The 19,080-nt window shown below is 69.5% G+C and carries 18 protein-coding genes; 14 read left to right on the top strand and 4 right to left on the bottom strand.

Translation table 11 applies throughout. The features are described from left to right. Positions 1-4: 4 nt before the first annotated feature. Genes AB0M51_RS09030 through AB0M51_RS09040 form a run of 3 tightly spaced genes read left to right on the top strand, consistent with a single transcriptional unit; the run spans position 5 to position 2,252 of the window. On the top strand, positions 5-1,300 hold the full coding sequence (locus AB0M51_RS09030; RefSeq protein ID WP_344188308.1) for an alpha/beta fold hydrolase: 1,296 nt from the start codon (positions 5-7) through the stop codon (positions 1,298-1,300). Then, the gene (locus AB0M51_RS09035) at positions 1,297-1,803 is read left to right on the top strand and encodes a sigma-70 family RNA polymerase sigma factor (RefSeq protein WP_344188307.1); all 507 of its coding nucleotides are present in this window, start codon (positions 1,297-1,299) and stop codon (positions 1,801-1,803) included. The genes AB0M51_RS09030 and AB0M51_RS09035 overlap by 4 nt, the downstream gene beginning before the upstream one ends. Continuing rightward, the gene (locus tag AB0M51_RS09040) at positions 1,800-2,252 is read left to right on the top strand and encodes a hypothetical protein (RefSeq protein WP_344188306.1); all 453 of its coding nucleotides are present in this window, start codon (positions 1,800-1,802) and stop codon (positions 2,250-2,252) included. Before AB0M51_RS09035 ends, AB0M51_RS09040 begins: the two co-directional genes overlap by 4 nt. Here the strand turns inward: AB0M51_RS09040 and AB0M51_RS09045 are convergent. After that, positions 2,242-2,982 (bottom strand): SGNH/GDSL hydrolase family protein, encoded by a 741-nt coding sequence (locus tag AB0M51_RS09045; protein ID WP_344188305.1) that lies wholly within the window; start codon positions 2,980-2,982, stop codon positions 2,242-2,244. The genes AB0M51_RS09040 and AB0M51_RS09045 overlap by 11 nt on opposite strands. 74 nt (positions 2,983-3,056) lie before the next feature. Next, positions 3,057-5,153, bottom strand: a complete 2,097-nt coding sequence (gene glgX / locus AB0M51_RS09050; RefSeq protein ID WP_344188304.1) for a glycogen debranching protein GlgX — start codon at positions 5,151-5,153, stop codon at positions 3,057-3,059. 138 nt (positions 5,154-5,291) lie between these two features. Between glgX and AB0M51_RS09055 the strand changes: the two genes are divergently transcribed. The 6 genes from AB0M51_RS09055 (at position 5,292) to AB0M51_RS09080 (ending at position 11,377) form a co-directional block, all read left to right on the top strand. Further along, the gene (locus AB0M51_RS09055; protein ID WP_344188303.1) at positions 5,292-6,308 is read left to right on the top strand and encodes a Gfo/Idh/MocA family oxidoreductase; all 1,017 of its coding nucleotides are present in this window, start codon (positions 5,292-5,294) and stop codon (positions 6,306-6,308) included. Next, positions 6,305-7,348, top strand: coding sequence for a Gfo/Idh/MocA family oxidoreductase (locus AB0M51_RS09060; protein ID WP_344188302.1), 1,044 nt, complete (start codon positions 6,305-6,307; stop codon positions 7,346-7,348). The genes AB0M51_RS09055 and AB0M51_RS09060 overlap by 4 nt, the downstream gene beginning before the upstream one ends. Positions 7,349-7,665: 317 nt before the next feature. Then, positions 7,666-8,445 carry an enoyl-CoA hydratase-related protein gene (locus tag AB0M51_RS09065; RefSeq protein WP_344188301.1) on the top strand — a complete coding sequence of 260 codons (780 nt, stop codon included), beginning with the start codon at positions 7,666-7,668 and terminating at the stop codon, positions 8,443-8,445. Then, a complete protein-coding gene (locus AB0M51_RS09070) occupies positions 8,446-9,396 on the top strand; it encodes a methyltransferase domain-containing protein (protein ID WP_344188300.1) in 951 nt (316 codons plus the stop codon). Between the two features lie 9 nt (positions 9,397-9,405). Beyond that, entirely contained in the window at positions 9,406-10,260 is an 855-nt protein-coding gene (locus AB0M51_RS09075; RefSeq protein WP_344188299.1) for an acyltransferase, read from the top strand. Position 10,261: 1 nt separating this feature from the next. After that, complete coding sequence (locus tag AB0M51_RS09080; RefSeq protein ID WP_344188298.1) at positions 10,262-11,377, top strand: hypothetical protein; 1,116 nt, start codon at positions 10,262-10,264, stop codon at positions 11,375-11,377. Here AB0M51_RS09080 and AB0M51_RS09085 read toward each other — a convergent pair. Next, positions 11,364-12,095, bottom strand: coding sequence for a methyltransferase domain-containing protein (locus AB0M51_RS09085; RefSeq protein ID WP_344188297.1), 732 nt, complete (start codon positions 12,093-12,095; stop codon positions 11,364-11,366). The genes AB0M51_RS09080 and AB0M51_RS09085 overlap by 14 nt on opposite strands. Before the next feature lie 119 nt (positions 12,096-12,214). On the opposite strand from AB0M51_RS09085, the gene AB0M51_RS09090 reads away from it, so the two are divergent. After that, positions 12,215-13,006 (top strand): electron transfer flavoprotein subunit beta/FixA family protein, encoded by a 792-nt coding sequence (locus AB0M51_RS09090; RefSeq protein WP_344188296.1) that lies wholly within the window; start codon positions 12,215-12,217, stop codon positions 13,004-13,006. Between the two features lie 10 nt (positions 13,007-13,016). Next, positions 13,017-13,973, top strand: coding sequence for an electron transfer flavoprotein subunit alpha/FixB family protein (locus AB0M51_RS09095; RefSeq protein WP_344188295.1), 957 nt, complete (start codon positions 13,017-13,019; stop codon positions 13,971-13,973). Between the two features lie 190 nt (positions 13,974-14,163). On the opposite strand, the gene AB0M51_RS09100 is transcribed toward AB0M51_RS09095, so the two are convergent. Next, on the bottom strand, positions 14,164-15,684 hold the full coding sequence (locus AB0M51_RS09100; protein WP_363748715.1) for a hypothetical protein: 1,521 nt from the start codon (positions 15,682-15,684) through the stop codon (positions 14,164-14,166). A gap of 107 nt (positions 15,685-15,791) precedes the next feature. Here AB0M51_RS09100 and AB0M51_RS09105 point away from each other — a divergent pair, with 107 nt between their 5' ends. Genes AB0M51_RS09105 through AB0M51_RS09115 form a run of 3 tightly spaced genes read left to right on the top strand, consistent with a single transcriptional unit; the run spans position 15,792 to position 19,050 of the window. Continuing rightward, positions 15,792-16,994, top strand: coding sequence for a cysteine desulfurase family protein (locus AB0M51_RS09105; protein ID WP_344188293.1), 1,203 nt, complete (start codon positions 15,792-15,794; stop codon positions 16,992-16,994). After that, a complete protein-coding gene (mnmA, locus tag AB0M51_RS09110) occupies positions 16,994-18,085 on the top strand; it encodes a tRNA 2-thiouridine(34) synthase MnmA (protein ID WP_344188292.1) in 1,092 nt (363 codons plus the stop codon). The genes AB0M51_RS09105 and mnmA overlap by 1 nt, the downstream gene beginning before the upstream one ends. Next, positions 18,082-19,050, top strand: a complete 969-nt coding sequence (locus tag AB0M51_RS09115) for a methionine synthase vitamin-B12 independent (protein ID WP_344188291.1) — start codon at positions 18,082-18,084, stop codon at positions 19,048-19,050. The genes mnmA and AB0M51_RS09115 overlap by 4 nt, the downstream gene beginning before the upstream one ends. The last annotated feature ends 30 nt before the right edge of the window (positions 19,051-19,080 follow it).

The following is a 19,080-nucleotide window of genomic DNA, read 5'->3' on the forward strand; positions in this document are numbered from 1 at the left end:
CGGGATGCAGTCTCGAAGGATCGTCGCCGCCGTGCATACCGTCCTGGCGGCGCTACACATCTACTGGGCGACGGGTGCGACCTGGCCCGCGTCCGACGAGCGCTCGCTCTCTCGAGCGGTGCTCGGCGTGCAAGTCTCGTTCGCTCCGCAGGTGGTGCTGCCTCTCGCAGCACTGCACCTGCTGCTGGCCTTCGCGGTGCTCAAGTCCGACCGGTCCTCGGTCGCCAGGCTGGTCGTCACCGGCCTCACCGCGGGCCTGGCCATCCGTGCCTCGCTCGGTGTGGTCTGGGCCTTCAGTTACAGCAGTACTGCGTTCTACTGGTTGAACCTGCTGCTCTACACGCCCGCCTGCATCGCCCTGTGTGGGGCTGACGTGAGAATGCTTCGAATCCGCTGGGTGAAGCCGGCCGTCGTCGCAGGCCCACTTGCTGTGGTGACAGCGTTGGCGTTGGTTGCCTATGCGTACCAGCCCAGCGAGCAGCCCCACCCGGCTGAGACGGGGAGATATGTGGAGACGCCGCTGGCGCGGATCCACTACCTACAGCAGGGAACAGGATCGCCTGTGGTCCTGCTGGCTCCGGGAGCTTCGCCGGCATCAGCCTGGGATCAGGAGATGGCTGTACTCGCCAAGAACCACACCGTGTACGCCGTGGACCTGCCAGGACAAGGGGAAACCCGCCTGCACGACGAGGGCTTCGCGTTTGATCTCAACGGGATGACCAACGCCCTCGAGCAGTTCCTTGACGCGCTGCACCTGCAGAACGTCGTACTCGGCGGCAACTCCTGGAGCGGTGGCTGGGCGCTTGCCTACGCGCAGCGGCATCCTCAGCAGGTCAGCAAGTTGCTCCTGCTCGCGCCGTCTGGACTGGACGAACCCGATGTCGCGAGCTGGGAGATCCTCAAGCTCCCACTCGTCGGCGAGGTCCTCGGCAAGCTCGCGACCGACCGCAGCATGGTCGCGTCCGCCGTCCGCGGCCTGTTCGTCCACCGGAACCTGGTCACACCGCAGTTGGTCGACACGCTGTGGATCCCCGGAACGTATCGTGACAACGTGCGATCCATGTACGCACTCGAGCGCGGCCTCGACTGGAGCGTCACCGAGAAGGCGCTCCCGTCCACGCGCCAACCGACGCTCGTGCTGTGGGGCGACCACGACACCGTCCTACCGGTCGCCCAGGCCGCCCGTTTCGCCAAACTGTTGCCAAACGCAACCGTCCGGGTACTCGCGAACTGCGGCCACGCCCTCACCGTCGACTGCCCCGGCCAGGTCACCCCGCTGATGGCTGCCTATCTGAAATGACGCAGCCTCAGATGATCGACCCGCACCGGATCCGCGCGGCCCAGCGCGGAGACACCGTCGCGATGAACGACGTGCTCGACGCGCTGACGCCGTACGTCGGAAAGATCTGCGCGCCGATCGCGCTGAACGACGGGCCGGACGCCGCGCAGGAGGCGCTGATCGCGATCTTCCGCGGGCTCCACGGCCTGCAGAATCCGGCCGCGTTGTACGGCTGGGCGCGCGCGATCGCGGTTCGCGAGGCGGTCCGGGTCGCACGCCGCGGTCAACGTCAGCAGCCGGCCGAGCTGGCGGAACTGCCGGACCGCGACGACCCGCAGCTGGTGGTCGACGTACGGGACGTGCTGCGACGGCTGTCACCGGAGCACCGTGCGGTCCTCGTACTGCGGGACCTCGAAGGAATGGACGAACAGGCGGCGGCCGCGGTGCTCGACCTGCCGGCGGGTACGGCGAAGTCGCGGCTGCACCGAGCCCGCGCGAGCTTCCGGAAGGCGTGGAGATCATGAACTGGCCACAGATCGAGCTGACCGACGTCGAACGGTTCCGCGCCCTCGCCGCGGGCGTCCCGGGCGCCGCCGTCACCGAACGCGTACTGCCCGGTGACCCCGACCGGGTGAAGGCGATGCTGACCGACCTCGACGTCTTCGCGGAGATCCAGGCGGACCTCGTCTCGGCCACACTCGAGCAGCGCGACGGCGACCGCGTCGTCGTGCTGGCGAAGGGCGCCAGGGGCCAACGCGCCCGGCTGGAAGGTCAGCTCCGCCCCGGGTGGTGCTGGTTGCAGAGCCGCTTCCTGATCATCGGTATGGCGGCCGCAGCCGAGCCCGGCGGCGGTACGCGCGTCGCACTCACCGGTGGGATCCGTGTCCCGGGCAGGGCCAGAATCGTGCCGCTCGGTGTCCGGCAGGAGAGCAAGAAGACGCTGGACCGGCTGGAGAGGCTCCTTACGAGCTGAGCACTCCGGACGGGAGTGCGGCGAGCAGGGCGTCGGCGTGGCGCCGGTAGCCCAGGTTGTTCGGGTGGAACGCGTCCGGAGCGAGCATGCCGCGCCAGGGCGGCCGTGCGTATCGTGAGACCTCGGCAACCGGCAGCCCTCGGGACGTGGCCGTGTTGCTGATCAGCTGGTTGATGCCGGACACGTACGGGCTGACAGCGCCTCCGATCCGCCAGAGCCGGTCAGGGACGGTCAGGTCCATCACCACAGAGGAAGAGGGCAGCCTGTCGATCACCTGGCGCAAGTGGTCCCGGAACCGCTTCGGTGGTGTGGCGAGGATGTCGTTGTTACCGATCCCGCAGGTGACGAGTGTCGGCTTCAGCCCATCCAGGAACGGCAACTGGTCCTCCAGGACGTGCCTGGTCTGTGCACCCGACCGCGACAGGTTCAACACGCGCCAGGGCGTTCCCTTACGGCGTAGCGCGTTCAGCACCTGTCCGACGTACCCGTGCAGTGGTGAGGAAGCTCCCAGACCCTGTGCGGTCGAGTCGCCCAGAACTACCCACAGCGGGCCCTCGCCCGTGAGCGCGTCGGCGTTCTGCCGGGTCCAGTAGTCCGCATACGTCCGCGCCTGGACGTCGACGTACGCCACGCCGTCCACCCAACGCTGGACAGCCAGCCGGGAACTGGTGCGCTCGGCCTCGCCCCAGCGCATGATCGCGCGGTGCAGCGCCCCGATCGGTGTGGTCAACGTCGGTCCCCCAGAGATGAACAACAGGTGACCGATGAATGTACAAGCGGAAGGTTAACAACCCCGCTGACGACTCAGAGAGCGCGCAGCAGCACCAGGCAGCGCGGTGCGAGCGGCACCGTCGCACCGGCCTCGACCTCGGTCACCATGCTCTTGCTGGTGTCCAGCACCACCTCGTACGCCGGCGCCCACGAGGCATCCGGTACGACGACGTTCCGGGTCTCGGGCGTCGCGTTCAGCGCGAGCAGGAACGAGCTGTCGGTGAGCGCGTTGCCCTCCGCGTCGGTCGCCCGCAACGCGTCGCCGCGCAGGAACATCCCGATCGTCCGCAGGTTCCCGTCGAACCAGTCCGCGTCGGTCATCTCGCCGCCGTGCGGCGCGATCCACGACAGGTCCTTGCGACCGCCCGGTACGACGGGCTGCCCGGAGAAGTAGTGCCACTGCCGCAGCGCGGGGTGCGCGGCCCGCAGTTTGATGAGCTGCTTCGTCAGCTCGAGGTGGTCGGACCAGGTGGCCGGCAACGACCAGTCGAACCAGGAGAGCTCGTTGTCCTGGCAGTACGCGTTGTTGTTGCCGTCCTGCGTCCGCCCGCACTCGTCCCCGGCAGTGATCATCGGTACGCCGGTCGAGAGGATCAGCGTGGACATCAGGTTGGCCATCTGTTGTTTGCGCAGGGCGATCACGCCGGCGTCGCCGGTCTCGCCCTCGATCCCGCAGTTCCAGGACCGGTTGTCGTCGGTGCCGTCCCGGTTGTCCTCGTGGTTCGCCTCGTTGTGCTTGTGGTCGTAGCTGACCAGGTCCCGGAGGGTGAACCCGTCGTGGGCGGTGACGAAGTTGATCGAGGCGTACGGGTACCGGCCGTCGTCGCCGTACAGGTCGCTGGACCCGGACAGCCGGTACGCGAGGTCCTTCACGCCGTCGGACGTGTTCCGCCAGACGTCGCGGACGCTGTCGCGGAACTTGCCGTTCCACTCCGACCACGGCGTACCGAAGTTGCCGACCTGGTAGCCGAACGGGCCGACGTCCCACGGCTCGGCGATCAGCTTCACCCGGCCGAGCACCGGGTCGGCCGCGACCTCGGCGAGGAACGGGTGGTCCGGGATGTCGACCTCGTGCCGCTCGTTGCGGACCAGAGTGACGGCCAGGTCGAACCGGAACCCGTCGACCCCCATCTCCTCGACCCAGTACCGCAGCGAGTCCATCACGAGCCGCCGTACCTGCGGGTGCGAGGTGTCGACGGAGTTGCCGGTGCCGGTGACGTCGTACATCGCAGCGCCTTGGCTGAGCCGGTAGTACGCGCGGTTGTCGATACCGCGGAAGCTCAGCGTCGGCCCGTCGAAGCCGCCCTCGGCCGTGTGGTTGTAGACCACGTCGAGGATCACCTCGATGCCCGCGGCGTGGAACGCGGCGACCATCGCCTTGAACTCCGTCACCTGTTCGCCGCGCGACCCCGAGGAGGAGTACGGCGCGTGCGGGGCGAAGAACCCGAGCGTGTTGTAACCCCAGTAGTTCGGCAGGCCCCGGGCCGCGATCGCCGGCTCGGTGAGGAAGTGGTGGATCGGCAGCAGCTCCACCGACGTGACACCGAGATCGGTCAGGTACTTGATCACCGACGGGTGCGCGAGCCCGGCGTACGTGCCGCGCTGCTGCTCGGGTACGTCGGGGTGCAGCTTCGTGAACCCCTTCGTGTGCAGCTCGTAGATGACGGTCTCGCCCCAGTGCACCGGCTTGCTGATCGGCGGCGGCGGGTCGGAGTCCGCGACCACCACACCGACCGGTACGTGCCCGGCGGAGTCGCCGTCGGACGAGTCGTAGATCAGCGGACTCCCGTAGTCGAGCTCGCCGTCGACGGCCCGCGCGTACGGGTCGAGCACCAGTTTCGACGGGTCGAATCGCAACCCGTGCGACGGATCGAACGGCCCGTGCACCCGGTACCCGTACCGCTGCCCGGCACCGACCCCCGGCACGAACCCGGTCCAGAACTGGTCGGTGTGCGTGAGGTCGAGGTTCCGCTGGCTGCCGTCGTCGCCGATCAGCGCGAGCTCGACGCGTTCGGCCGCCGGGGCCCACAGCGTGAACGTGGTCCCATCGGTCTGGACCACTGCGCCCGGACGCAGGCCCGTCTCGGTCGACAGGCCGGGAGCGCTCGGGGCAGCGGTCGCTTCTTTCACCGGCACATTCTGCACAGGTCGACCGGAGTTCACGATAGTGAGGTGGTTGTGTTCGTGAGACGGTAGTTGCGAACGTCTGTGCGCAGTGATACGCAAGGACCGTTCGTAATTTACCCACCTCTGCACTCAGGGGAACACATGTCGGAAGAGTTGGCCGGTCTGACCGTAGGCCTGATCGGCGCGGGCAACATCTCGCACGTCCATGCCGCGTCCTGGAAGGCCGTCGGCGCGCGGGTGCTGGTGTATTCGCTCGAGGGCGCCGAGGCGCTGGCGGAGCAGTACGGGCTGGAGGTCGTGCCGTCGCTGGATGCGGTGCTGGCCGAGGCCGAGTTCGTCGACATCGTCACGCCGTCGGCGACCCACAAAGAGATCACGCTGGCCGCGATCAAGGCCGGCAAGAACGTGATCTGCGAGAAGCCGCTGACGCTCACCGCGGCCGATTCGCACGAGGTGATCGACGCCGCGGAGGAGGCCGGTGTCCGGCTGTACCCGGCGCACGTCGTGCGGTACTTCCCGGCCTACAAGGCGGCGTACGACGCGATCCAGGCGGGACGGATCGGTGACGTCGCGGTCGCCCGGTTCTACCGGCAGGCCTCGTCGCCGGCCGGCGCGGGCTGGTACCGCGAGGTGGCCCGGTCGGGCGGAGTGATCATGGACCTGATGGTGCACGACCTCGACCAGGCCCGCTGGCTGTGCGGCGAGGTCAAGACCGTGTACGCCGTACAGAACCCGCCGACCGTCGACGGCATCAGCCCGGTGAACGTCGCGGCGCACGTGACGCTGACGCACGAGAACGGCGCGATCAGCCACTGCCGCGCGACCTGGGGTGCGACCGGTACGACGTTCCAGACCGGCTTCCAGGTGGCGGGCGCGAAGGGCGTGCTGAAGTTCAAGTCCGACGCCGACACCGGGTACAAGGACGAGCTGACGGACTCCGCCGCCGGCGACCTGCTGATCCCGTCGGCGCTGGGCGAGAGCCCGTACCTGACCCAGCTGCGCGAGCTCGCGATCGGCCTGCGTGGCGGGCCGGAGCCGCGGGTGCTGGCCGCCGACGGCGCGACCGCGGTGTACCTGGCCGAGGCGGCGCGCGCGTCGATGGAGTCGGGTCAGCCGATCGACATGAAGACCTTCGTCTCGACGGGAGCAGTGGCATGACTTTGAAGGTCGCGATCGCTTCGTTCGCACACGTCCACGCCGGGTCCTACGCGCATCTGCTCGGGTCGATGCCGGACATCGACGTACTGGCTGCCGATCCGGACGGTGCTTCGGCGCCGGACCCCGGGCCGCGTGGTGCCGAGTTCGCGGCGCAGTTCGGGATCGGGTACGTCGACACCTACGACGAGCTGTTCGCCTGGGGCCCGGACGCCGTGGTGGTGACCTCCGAGAACGCGGGGCACCGCGAGCTGGTGGAGCGGGCCGCCGCGGTCGGCGCGCACGTACTGTGCGAGAAGCCGCTGGCCACCGAGGTCGCCGACGGCGAGGCGATGCTCGCCGCGTGCGAGGCGGCCGGGACGATCCTGATGATCGCGTACCCGGTCCGGTTCGCGCCGTCGTACCTGCAGTTGCGGGCGAACGTCGAGGCGGGGCGGCTCGGTGACGTGTTCGCGGTCCTCGGGACGAACAACGGGAAGATCCCGTACGACGCGCGCCAGTGGTTCACCGACGCGAAGCTGGCCGGCGGGGGAGCACTTGTCGACCACACCGTGCACTGCGCGGACCTGATCGACGGGCTCACCGGTGGGGCGTCCGCGACCCGCGTGTACGCTGCGGCGAACCGGATCCTGCACCAGGACAAGGACGTCGAGGTCGAGACCGGCGGACTGGTCACGATCAACTACGACAACGGGCTGCTGGCAACGATCGACTGCTCGTGGAGCGTCCCGGACAACGGGGCGACCTGGGGCGGCGTGTCGCTGCAGGTGACCGGCACCAACGGTTCGGTCGAGATCGAGCCGTTCGGACCGCACGTCGGCGGCACCGACCCGGCCGGCGAGGTGTTCCTCCCGATCGGCGGCAATCTGGACGAGTCCCTCCTGGACACCTTCCTCGACGCCGTCCGCACCACCGGCCCGGCCGAGCCCGGCACCCCGCCGGCGGTCGTCCCGCAACCCGACGGCGCGGTCGGCCTCCGCACCCTCAAGATCGTCGACGCCGCCCGCCGCTCCGCGGTATCAGGCCAAGCGGTCGACGTCTGACCATCCACACCCGGGGGCGGACCCGGCGCCCACCCCCGGTCGACCCGGGTCCGCCTCACCCCACGTCCGCCTCACCCCACGTCCGCCTCACCCCACGTCCGCCTCACCCCACGTCCGCCTCACCCCACGTCCGCCTCACCCCACGTCCGCCCCACCCCACCTCCACCTCGCACTTCGCCTCACCCCGGCGCGTCAGCGCCTTCTTCTTGTCGCCTCCCGCTGCCGCAGGCAGCGGGAGGCGACGTGCGTCTGGTTGCCGGGGTCCGGTACCGTTCCCCGGGATGTGACCCGTGGGTAGTTCCTGGAAGGAGCGCGTGATGGGCGAGTTCGTCAACCTCACCGTGAGTGAAGGTGTCGGGACCATCCGGCTGGACCGGCCGAAGATGAATGCGCTGAACGTCCAGGTGCAGGAGGAGATCCGCGCCGCCGCTCTCGAGGCGACCGCGAACGACGACGTACGCGCCGTCGTCGTCTACGGCGGCGAGCGGGTCTTCGCCGCCGGTGCCGACATCAAGGAGATGGCGGACATGTCGTACGCCGACATGGTCAAGCGCTCCGGCCCCCTGCAGTCCGCCCTCACCGCGGTCGCCGCGATCCCGAAGCCGACTGTCGCCGCGATCACCGGGTACGCCCTCGGCGGCGGCTGTGAGCTCGCGCTCTGCGCCGACTACCGGATCGCCGCCGACGACGCCAAGCTCGGCCAGCCGGAGATCCTGCTCGGCATCATCCCGGGCGCCGGCGGCACCCAGCGGCTGTCCCGCCTGATCGGCCCGTCCAAGGCCAAGGACCTGATCTACACGGGCCGCTTCGTGGACGCCGAGGAGTCACTCCGGATCGGCCTGGTCGACAAGGTGGTCCCGGCCGCGTCCGTGTACGACGAAGCGGTGGCCTGGGCGTCGCAGTTCTCCCGCGGTGCCGCGATGGCCCTGCGCGCCGCCAAAGAGTCGATCGACTCCGGACTGGGCGTCGACCTGACCACCGGACTGGAGATCGAGCGGCAGCAGTTCGCCGCACTGTTCGCCACCGAGGACCGCACGATCGGAATGAAGTCGTTCGTCGAGAACGGCCCGGGCAAGGCCGAGTTCAAGGGAAAGTAGATGTCTGCAACCTCCAAGCCTGCTGCCTCCGCCGAAGAAGTCGAGGCCGCCTGGAACGACAACAAGCTCGCCCAGGTTCTGTACCACGACTGGGAAGCCTCGACGTACGACGAGAAGTGGTCGATCTCGTACGACGAACGCTGCGTCGACTACGCCCGGGACCGCTTCACCGCCGTCGCCGGGACCACCGGCCGGCCGTACGGCAAGACCCTCGAGATCGGCGCCGGCACCGGCTTCTTCACGCTGAACCTGAAGCTCGCCGGCGTCCTCGACGAGGCGCACGTCACCGACCTCTCGCCGGGCATGGTCGAGGCCGCGAAGAAGAACGCGAAGACCCTCGGATTCGCGATCGAGGGCAAGGTGGCCGACGCCGAGCAGCTGCCGTACGACGACAACACGTTCGACCTGGTCATCGGCCACGCGGTCATCCACCACATCCCCGACGTCGAGCTGGCGTTCCGGGAGATGCTCCGCGTGCTCAAGCCCGGCGGCCGGTTCGTGATCTGCGGAGAGCCCACGCGGTACGGCGACTTCGTGGCCCGGCGACTGTCCCGCTTCACCTGGTGGGCGACCACGAACGTCACCAGGCTCCCGGCCCTCGCGCACTGGCGGCGCCCGCAGGAGGAGCTCGACGAGTCGTCCCGCGCGGCTGCCCTGGAAGCGGTCGTCGACCTGCACACGTTCGACCCCGACACCCTGGCCCGGACGGCGACCCGGGCCGGCGCCACCGACGTACACACGGTCACCGAGGAGCTGCTGGCCGCGTGGGTCGGGTGGCCGATCCGCACGTTCGAGGCCGCCGTACCGGAGCAGAAGCTCGGGTTCGGCTGGCGGATGTTCGCGTACAAGTCGTGGATGCAGCTGTCCAAGGTCGACAAGGTGCTGTCCTCGGTCGTCCCGGACGAGCTCTACTACAACGTCTCGATCACCGGGGTAGCCGGCAAACAGTAGGGTGTGTCGATGCGGTTGCTGTCGGTGGCGAATCTGCGCTGGGTGGTGCGCCATCGGGCGTGGACGCCGTACTACCTGAAGCGCTACTGGCGGTTCGCCTGGTTCAAGCTGCGGCACCCGCAGGTGATCACCGAGGGTTTCGTCTTCCTCGGCAAGCACCTGGAGATCGTGGCGCGGCCCGGGCACGGGCGGATCGTGCTCGGCCGCTGGGTGCATCTGGGCGACGAGACCCGGCTGCGCGCGCACGAGGGCACGCTGCGGATCGGCGACAAGGTCGTGTTCGCCCGCGACGTCACGGTGAACTGCTACCTGGACGTGGAGATCGGCGCGTCGACGCTGATCGCGGACTGGACGTACATCTGCGACTTCGACCACAAGACCGAGGACCTCGACCTGCCGATCAAGGACCAGGGGCTGGTGAAGTCGCCGGTCCGGATCGGGCCGGACTGCTGGCTGGCCACCAAGGTCACGGTCACCCGCGGCACCGACATCGGCCGCGGTGCGGTGATCGGCGCCAACAGTGTTGCCCGCGGCAACATCCCGGCGTACGCCGTGGCGGCCGGCGTACCGGCGAAGGTGCTCGCCGACCGGCGGGAGCGGTACGCCGCCGACGCCGAGCGACGCAAGTACCTGGCCGGTCTGGCCGACGCGAACGACCGGACGGCGGCCCGGTTGCAGGCCGGGATGCCGCCGGTGGAGAAGCCTGCGAGCGTGGCGCCGGGGGATGCGGGTGGTGATGAGGTAGAAGCAGATGGTGAAAAAGAGGGCCGTGAGGGGTTCTCAAGTTACTCACCAGTCGGGCACTATGGCCCCCACGTCCGGTCGGACGCTCACGACCGGATGCGCATCGGAGAGGAGAAGTAGCGTGGCTGACCAGGCCGAGGCTGCCGAGCAGGCCGCCCGGTCGCCGCTGGACCAGGCCGCGGCCGACGGCTCGATCACGCAGGCGCGTCCGCGTGCGGTCGACCCGGTGCCGATCGTGGCCGAGGTTGTGGCCGTTGCGGGGGCCGGCAGCGCTACGTTGGAACCAGTGCTTGAAACGAACGAACCAGACATGGGCGTGAAGACCAGCATGAACCCGGAAGCACCGATAGTTGACGGCTCGGGCGACGGAGCAGTGGGCGGCGGTACGGCGGTGGCGCCGGCCGCCGGTGCCCGCCGCCGGTTGTCACCGCGCCCGGTCCCGGTCAGCCGGCGGAGGAGAGCGCCGGCTGCCACGGACGAGGAACGGACCCCGGCTGAGGAGATGGACGACGTGGGTACGCAGGACGACAAGGCGGAAGCGGCCGCCGAAGCCGCCAAGGCCGGCGCGACGCCGGGGACCGACGCAGGCGCGGCCTCGAGCGACGCCGGCGGTGCGACGGCGACGAAGACAGCGCGGCCGAAGACGGCTGCCGAGATCGTGGCCGAGCAGCGGGCCCGGGAGAAGGCGGCCGAGACCCCGGCGGCTGCGGCGGGCTCGGAGGATGCCGCAGCCGGTTCGCCGGATGCCGCCGCGGGTGATGCTGAGAAGCCGGCGCCGTCCGCGGCGACCGGTGCTGCCGCTGCTTCCACCGGCGCGACAGGTTCGACCGGTGCGGGCGGGAAGCCGCCGGTCAAGCCGTCGGGTGCCTCGGGCAACAAACCGCCGGCGTCGAAGGGTGCGTCCTCCGGGTCGTCCGGCAAGGGCAAGCAGGCACTGACCTCGGTCGGGTCGGGCGTCCGCAAGCTGCGGAACCTGATCGCCTCGCTGATCTGGCTGATCGCGGTGCTCGCGGCCGCCGTACTGGCGCTGGGCGCACTGTTCACCGCGCTCGACCAGACCAACCAGAGCAACGAGATCGTGCGCTGGATCCTGGAGCGCGGGCACGACCTGGTGGGCCCGTTCAAGGACCTGTTCCGGCTGCAGACCGCGAAGAACACCCTGCTGGTGAACTGGGGGATCGCGGCGCTCGTCTACTTGATCGCCGGCAAGATCGTCGAGAAGATCATCCGGCCGTAGTAGCCACCAGTATCAGGTCGAGAGATCCGTCCAGGTCTCCTGGACGGATCTCGAAGTCCTCGTACGTCGTACTCCGCACGAGCCCGGCCAGGTCGTCGTCCCACTGGTCGTGCCCGGCGGCGAGCTGCGCCTCCACGCAGGAGCCGTACTGCGTCTCCCACCTGGTGAGGCGTGCGCCGTGGTGGAGCCCGAGCGCCTGCGTGATCTCGAAGTACGGCTCGAGCAGTTCGACGAACTCGTCCGCGGTCAGCTCGCGCGTGTGGTACCAGTTGCCGCTCGGGAAGGTGAGGCGGTTCGGCGTGCTGAGGACCAAGGTGCCTTGTGGTGCGAGGATCCGCGCGCACTCGGCGACGAACCGCGGCTGCTCCCACAGGTGCTCGATCGTCTGCAGCGACGTGACGGTCGTGAACGCCCGATCGGCGAACGGCGTCTGCACCAGATTGCCCTCGGCGACATTGACCTGTGGATAAACGCGGCGGACGTGCCGCAACGTCGTATCTTCATAGTCGAGTCCGGTCACGGAGCTCGCCCCGGCCCGCCGGAGCAGCTCCGCGCCGTAGCCCTCGCCGCAGCCGGCGTCGAGGACCCGGCCGTCCGGCTCGATCGGCAGATTGGCCGTGATCCAGCGATAAGCGGCATCGTGGCGCGCGAACCAGTAGTTCTCGTGCCAGATCCCGGGCGCGGTCCGTTCGCCGGTGAGCGGTAGCGTCTCGGTCACCTGCGCAACACTAGTCGTGCCCGAGACTGTGATGGGACTCGCATCAGCCGTATGTTTCTCGCGGGTAACATCCATGGCAGGCTTGGAGAGACCGTTAACCAGAAGGGGTCCCACACGCTATGAAGATCGTCGTCTGCGCGAAGTTCGTGCCGGATGCCACCGCGGACCGCCGCTTCCGCTCGGAGGACAACACGGTGGATCGTGCCGGTGTCGACGGGCTGCTGTCCGAGTTGGACGAATATGCCGTCGAGACCGCGCTCACCGTGAAGGAGGCCGGCGACGCTGAGGTGACCGTTCTCACGGTCGGGCCGGAGCAGGCTGCCGACGCGGTGAAGAAGGGCCTGCAGATGGGGGCCGACGCCGGTGTCCATGTGCTGGATGACGCGATCCACGGTTCGGACGCGGTCGCGACCTCGCTGATTCTGTCGAAGGCGCTGGCCAAGCTGGAGGCCGACCTGGTCGTGTTCGGCATGGGGTCGACCGACGGCGGCATGGGTGTCGTCCCGGCGATGGTGTCGGAGCGTCTCGGGCTGCCGGCCGTGACGCTGGGCTCGGAGGTGACCGTCGACGGGCAGACCGTCCGGATCCGCCGCGACGGCGACACCGCGAGCGAGACGATCGAGGGCACGCTGCCGCTGGTGCTGTCGGTGTCCGACCAGGCCAACGAGCCGCGGTACCCGTCGTTCAAGGGCATCATGGCCGCCAAGAAGAAGCCGGTCGATACCTGGTCGCTGGCCGACCTCGAGCTGACCCCGGACCAGCTGGGCCAGGTCGGCGGCTCGGGCGCGTGGACCGAGGTGGTCGAGGTGACCGCCCGTCCGGCGCGCACCGCCGGCACGATCGTCACCGACGAGGACGGCAGCGGCGCTGCCGAGCTGGTCGAGTTCCTGTCCACGAACAAGTTCCTCTGAGGGGCGCGTTATGTCGAACGTTCTGGTTCTCGTTGACCACTCCGCGGGCACGGTCCGCAAGACGACCGCCGAGCTCCTCACGATCGCCCGCCGCCTCGGCGAGCCGGTCGCCGTGTTCATCGGCGACGGCGTTTCCGAGGCGCTCCCGGCGCTCGGGCAGTACGGCGCCACCAAGGTGATCGCGCTGTCGAGTCCGGAGCTGACGCAGTACCTGGTGGCCCCGAAGGCCGAGGCGCTGCAGCAGATCGCGGCCAAGGTCGAGCCGTCGGCGATCCTGATCTCGTCGAACGCCGAGGGCAAGGAGATCGCGGCCAGGCTCGCGGTCAAGCTGGACTCGGGTCTGATCACCGACGCCGTCGACGTCCAGGCCGGTGATGGTGGCCCTGTCACTACCCAGTCGGTGTTCGCGGGCAACTTCACCGTCCAGGCCAAGGTCACCCACGGCACCCCGATCATCACGGTCAAGCCGAACGCCGCGACCCCCGAGGCTGCGCAGACGTCGCCGGAGGTGGAGGAGTTCGATGTGACGATCTCCGACGCCGCGAAGACCGCACGGATCACCGACTCCAAGCCGCGTGCGGCGACCGGCCGTCCGGAGCTGACCGAGGCCGCGATCATCGTGTCCGGTGGTCGTGGTACCGGTGGTGACTTCGGCCCGATCGAGGCCTTCGCCGACTCGTTGGGTGCCGCCGTCGGCGCCTCCCGCGCCGCGGTCGACTCAGGCTGGTACCCGCACGCGTACCAGGTCGGCCAGACCGGCAAGACGGTCTCGCCGCAGTTGTACGTCGCGGCAGGCATCTCCGGCGCCATCCAGCACCGCGCCGGCATGCAGACCTCGAAGACCATCGTCGCGGTCAACAAGGACCCCGAAGCCCCCATCTTCGAGCTGGTCGACTTCGGCGTGGTCGGCGACCTGCACAAGGTCCTCCCCACCGCCACCGAAGAAGTAACCAAGCGCAAGTCCTGACCCCGCGCGCCCGAAGGCCCGGCCCGGTAACCCACCGAGCCGGGCCTTCGTCCGTCCAGACCCGAACAGCTGCGGCGACCGCAGACAGCAAGCACCCGACCGCAGACAGGAAATTGCAGGTTTCCAGCCACCACTTCCTGTGCAAGGCCCCGGGAAGTTCCTGTGCAAGGCCCCCGGGAAGCTCCGTGGATCAGGGGGTGAGCTGTTGCCGGAGGGTTGTCAGGGAGCTGGTGATGGAGGCGTGGCGGGCCTCGGTGTTGCCGATGTAGTCCGTCAGGGATTTGGCTGCGGTGGTGCAACGGTCGTTGAGGGTGGTCACCTCGCCGGCGGCTCGTTGGGCGTCGGCCTTCAGGGACGAGCGGAGCTTCGCGTAGCTGTTCAGGCCGAAGCCGGCGATCACCAGGCCGACGACGATCCAGAACCAGTGGACGCCCAGCCCGAGTCCGAGCGCCACCACCGCACCACCGGCGATCAACCCGATCGGTACCGCCGTCTGTTTGCCGGTGGCGACTCCGACGCCCGAGGTCAGCGCGGTCGTGGCCGCGCCGAGCTCCAGCTTGTCCGGTCCGTCCGGGCGAACGGTGATAGTTCGTGAGCCGCTGTCGACGGTGACCTGCGTCGGAGCAGGCTGGTCGGCCGTCCCCGCCAGGGTTTCGACCGCGGGCAGCACCGACGGCGCGATCACCCGGAGCGCGGTCGCTGTCAGGTGTGGCTCCGCGGCGGTCGCCAGGTCGTCGGCGAGCAGCTGGCCGACCGTACCGGCCGAGTCCGTCAGTGTCTCCACTGTCTCGGCGCCGCCGGTGACACGTGCCCGCAGTACGGCGATCCGCGCCAGCGTCTCGCGCTCCGGCTCGCTTCCCTCGGAGATCAGCAACCGCAACAAGGCCGCGGCCGTGTTCTTCTCCGGCTCTGCCTCGGCCTCCGCCGTCAGACTCGGGTCGGGCTCGCGCGCCTCGGTGTTGCCGGCGATCGTCTGCACAGCGTCGGCGACACGGCGCAACCGGTACCAAGCGTCGTCCTGCTTCTCCGTGGCTTTGAGCCCTCGCGGTCGCGCCCCGGCGCTGCCACGAGCCTCCAGCTTCGACAGCCACGCCCCGTCGGCCGTCACGCCGAGTTGCAGGCGCTGAATCACCAGGTCGAGCGTCTCCGCGCCGAACCCACCACGAGCCGCGGTCGTCCAGAGAACCCGCTGAACTCGGGTCAACGTCCCGTCGTCGTTCGGTACGCCGAAAGCCGCATCCAGCCACTCGGTCCGTACCAAGTGCCGCTTCCCGAGCGCGGCCAACGCCAGCGCCAGGAAGGTCGACGTACGGCGTTCGTCGAGCTTGATCGCCGTACTCAGCGCCTCCTCGTCGGGGCTGCCGGCGTGCAGCGAGACGAGAGCGGCGACGGCCGGCTCCAGCCAGTACTGCGGTACGGGCCGGCCGGCCGCGGGGAGTTCCGTACCGGCGGCCATCGCGCTGAGGACCCGGGCGGCGTACCGGCGGAGTTCGGCGGCGTCGATGAAGGCGACCGTCTCCTGGCGGAGGTCGGACAGTTCGACGAACGCGTCGAAGGCCCGCGACATGCTCTCCACCCGGCTCTGCAGGCTGCCCTGGATCCGGGACAGCTGCGATCGCAGGCTGGACGCCTCCTGCCGCGCGTACGACATCTCGCTCTGCAGGTCCGACAGTTGCTGGTTCTGCCGGCGCTCTGTCCACCAGTCACTCATGTCTCCGCCTTCCCACGCGATAGCCCCCGGGAAGAATGACGTGCCGGCGGGTCACTCGGCTCCCGGCGCGCGGGAACATCCGCGGCGGACATACCCTTGAAACCGATATGACTTCCTCCGACCGCCGCACGGTGTACCTGGACCACGCGGCGACGACTCCGATGCTGCCGGCCGCGATCGAGGCGATGACCCATCACCTCGGCCGTACCGGTAACGCGTCGTCCCTGCACGGCTCCGGACGGTGTGCGCGGCGGACGGTCGAGGAGTCGCGCGAGTCGATCGCGGCCGCGCTCGGTGCGCAGCCGAGCGAGATCGTGTTCACCTCCGGCGGCACCGAAGCGGACAACCTGGCGCTCAAGGGCCTGTGGTGGTCCCGCCTGGCGCAGGACCCGCGGCGGCGCCGGATCCTGCTCAGCGGTATCGAGCACCACGCGGTCCTGGACCCGGCGGTCTGGCTCGGGCAGCACGAGGGCGCCGAGATCGAGTGGCTGCCGGTCGACGAGCTCGGGCGGGTGCGGCCGGAGGACGTACGGCGGGCCGTCGAGCGGGATCCGGAGAGCGTGTCGTTCGTCACGCTGATGATGGCGAACAACGAGGTCGGCACGCTGCAGCCGGTGGCGGAGGTCGCGGCGATCGCGGCGGAGTACGGCGTCCCCGTGCACACCGACGCGGTGCAGGCGGTCGGGCAGGTGCCGGTGGACTTCGCGGCGCTCGGCGTGGACGCGATGACGGTTTCGGCGCACAAGCTCGGCGGTCCGTACGGCATCGGGGCGCTGGTGGTGCACAAGGAGACGCAGCTGACGCCGATCCTGCACGGCGGGGGGCAGGAGCGCGACGTCCGCTCCGGCACTCTCGACGTGCCCGCGACCGCCGGGTTCGCGGTGGCCGCGGAGCATGCGGTCGAGCACCAGGCCGACGAGGCTGCGCGGCTGACCGAGCTGCGGGACACCCTCGTCCACGGCATCACGAGCACCGTCGAGGGCGCCAAGCTCTCCGGCGACCCGGTCGGCCGCTTGCCCGGTAACGCACACTTGTCCTTCAGCGACTGTGAGGGCGACTCGCTGTTGCTGCTGCTGGACGCGCGCGGGATCGAGGTATCCACCGGATCCGCGTGCAACGCCGGCGTCGCCGAGCCCAGCCACGTGCTGCTCGCGATGGGGTACGACGACCAGCGGGCCCGCGGCTCGCTCCGGTTCACCCTCGGGCACACGAGTACGCGCGCCGACGTCGACGCCGTACTGGACAACATCGGGCCGGTCGTGGAGCGGGCGAAGTCCGCCGGCCTGCAGAACGTGGGAAGGAACACCTGATGCGGGTACTCGCAGCCATGTCCGGCGGAGTGGACTCCGCGGTCGCGGCCGCGCGGATGGCCGAGGCCGGGCACGACGTGACCGGCGTGCACCTGGCGCTCAGCCGGAACCCGCAGTCGTATCGCAGCGGCGCGCGCGGCTGCTGCACGATCGAGGACTCCCGCGACGCCCGCCGGGCCGCGGACGTGATCGGCATCCCGTTCTACGTCTGGGACCTGGCCGAGAGGTTCCACGCGGACGTGGTCGAGGACTTCGTCAACGAATACGCCGCCGGCCGTACGCCGAACCCGTGCCTGCGGTGCAACGAGAAGGTCAAGTTCAGCGCGGTCCTGGAGCGGGCGCTGGCGCTCGGCTTCGACGCGGTCGCGACCGGGCACTACGCGCGGATCGTGGACACGCCTGACGGCGCTCGCGAGTTGCACCGCGCCGTCGACCCGGCCAAGGACCAGTCGTACGTGCTCGGCGTCCTCACGCAGCAGCAGCTTGCCCACGCGTTCTTCCCGCTCGGTGACACGGTGAAGACCGAGGTCCGCGAGGAAGCCGAGCGGCGTGGGCTGTCGGTGGCAGCGAAGCCGGACAGCCACGACATCTGCTTCATTGCCGACGGCAACACCGCGGGCTTCCTCGGCGCCCAGCTCGGTGAGGCGCCCGGCGACATCGTCGATGCGCAGGGCAACAAGCTCGGCGAGCACCAGGGCACCCACGGCTTCACCATCGGCCAGCGCAAGGGCTTGAAGATCGGTACGCCGGCCGCCGACGGCAAGCCCCGCTTCGTCCTCGACATCAGCCCGGTGGACCGCACCGTCACGGTCGGCTCCCGCGAGGAACTGGCAGTCTCGGACCTGACCGCCTCCAAGCCCCGCTGGTGCGGTCCTGCCCCGGAGGACCGGTTGCGCGCGACAGCCCAGCTGCGTGCGCATGGCGAGGAGGTGCCCGTTGTCGCAACGGTCCAGGGCGACCATGTGCAGGTTTCCTTCGACGAGCCCACCTCCGCTGTCGCCCCCGGACAGGCAGTCGTGCTGTACGACGGCACCCGCGTGATCGGCTCGGCCACCATCGACTCGGTCCAGCGCGTCAGCGCCGCCGTATGACGACCAGCGGTCTGGGATCCGTCCCCGGCGACGACATCCGCGAGTGGATGCGCGCAGTACTCGAGCTGGTCGACCTCCCGTTCCTCCCGGAGCTACCGGCGCGCCCGTACGGCGACATGATCAGCCGGACCATCGCCGTACTCACAGAGCTGGCCGCTGACCTGCAGCCCGTCGGGTGGCGCCTGACCGGTGGTGGCGACGCGCGGGCGAGCCTGGACCAGCGGCGGGCCCGGGCTTTGCTGCAAGAGGACCTGGATGTGCTGGAGGAGTACGCCTACGGGTACGAGGGCCAGCTGAAGGTGCAGGTCACCGGGCCGTGGACGTTGGCGGCTGCCGTGGAGCGGCCGCGGGGTGACAAGGTGCTCGCGGACCACGGTGCGCGACGGGATCTCGCCCAGGCGCTGGCGTACGGCGTGGAGCAGCACGTGGCCGAAGTACGCAAGCGGGTGCCTGGGGCGGAGGTGCTGCTGCAGGTGGACGAGCCCGGGCTTCCCGCCGTACTGGCTGGTGCCGTGCCGACGGCCTCTGGTTGGAGCAAGCACCGGTCTGTGGACGGTCCTGGTGCTGTCGAGCTGCTGAGCCTCTTTCCTGCGAGTGTCGTGCACTGCTGCGCAGCCCGGCCGCCGATCGAGGTTTTCACCAAGTCCGGCGCCAGCGGGATCGCCGTGGACGTTTCACTGCTCAACAACGCGGCCTGGGACCAGGTTGCGGTTGCGGCGGAGGCCGGCACCAGGATCTTCGCGGGCGTCGTCCCCACCACAGGCGCGGTGCCGCGCCCGGAGCAGGCCGCACAGCCGTTGGTACGGCGTTGGCGCGAGCTGGGTCTGGACCCTGAGCTGCTGAAGCAAGTGGTGATCACGCCGGCGTGTGGACTGGCCGCCGCGCCGTCGACGGCGGATGCCCGCGCCCGCCTGAAACTGCTGCGCGAGATCGTCGACGTGGTCGGCGAAGCCGCCGACGAGTAGCGGAATTCTGTCCGTAGCGCCATGTAAGTT

This window comes from Kribbella sp. NPDC051137 (assembly GCF_040682535.1).
In the GTDB taxonomy this organism is placed as follows: domain Bacteria; phylum Actinomycetota; class Actinomycetes; order Propionibacteriales; family Kribbellaceae; genus Kribbella; species Kribbella karoonensis.

Excerpts from the sequence above, each read along its gene's own strand:
- AB0M51_RS09030 (WP_344188308.1), top strand. The coding sequence starts at position 5 with ATGCAGTCTCGAAGGATCGTCGCCGCCGTGCATACCGTCCTGGCGGCG.
- AB0M51_RS09035 (WP_344188307.1), top strand. The coding sequence starts at position 1,297 with ATGACGCAGCCTCAGATGATCGACCCGCACCGGATCCGCGCGGCCCAG.
- AB0M51_RS09040 (WP_344188306.1), top strand. The coding sequence starts at position 1,800 with ATGAACTGGCCACAGATCGAGCTGACCGACGTCGAACGGTTCCGCGCC.
- AB0M51_RS09055 (WP_344188303.1), top strand. The coding sequence starts at position 5,292 with ATGTCGGAAGAGTTGGCCGGTCTGACCGTAGGCCTGATCGGCGCGGGC.
- AB0M51_RS09060 (WP_344188302.1), top strand. The coding sequence starts at position 6,305 with ATGACTTTGAAGGTCGCGATCGCTTCGTTCGCACACGTCCACGCCGGG.
- AB0M51_RS09065 (WP_344188301.1), top strand. The coding sequence starts at position 7,666 with ATGGGCGAGTTCGTCAACCTCACCGTGAGTGAAGGTGTCGGGACCATC.
- AB0M51_RS09070 (WP_344188300.1), top strand. The coding sequence starts at position 8,446 with ATGTCTGCAACCTCCAAGCCTGCTGCCTCCGCCGAAGAAGTCGAGGCC.
- AB0M51_RS09075 (WP_344188299.1), top strand. The coding sequence starts at position 9,406 with ATGCGGTTGCTGTCGGTGGCGAATCTGCGCTGGGTGGTGCGCCATCGG.
- AB0M51_RS09090 (WP_344188296.1), top strand. The coding sequence starts at position 12,215 with ATGAAGATCGTCGTCTGCGCGAAGTTCGTGCCGGATGCCACCGCGGAC.
- AB0M51_RS09095 (WP_344188295.1), top strand. The coding sequence starts at position 13,017 with ATGTCGAACGTTCTGGTTCTCGTTGACCACTCCGCGGGCACGGTCCGC.
- AB0M51_RS09100 (WP_363748715.1), bottom strand. The coding sequence starts at position 15,684 with ATGAGTGACTGGTGGACAGAGCGCCGGCAGAACCAGCAACTGTCGGAC.
- AB0M51_RS09105 (WP_344188293.1), top strand. The coding sequence starts at position 15,792 with ATGACTTCCTCCGACCGCCGCACGGTGTACCTGGACCACGCGGCGACG.
- mnmA (WP_344188292.1), top strand. The coding sequence starts at position 16,994 with ATGCGGGTACTCGCAGCCATGTCCGGCGGAGTGGACTCCGCGGTCGCG.
- AB0M51_RS09115 (WP_344188291.1), top strand. The coding sequence starts at position 18,082 with ATGACGACCAGCGGTCTGGGATCCGTCCCCGGCGACGACATCCGCGAG.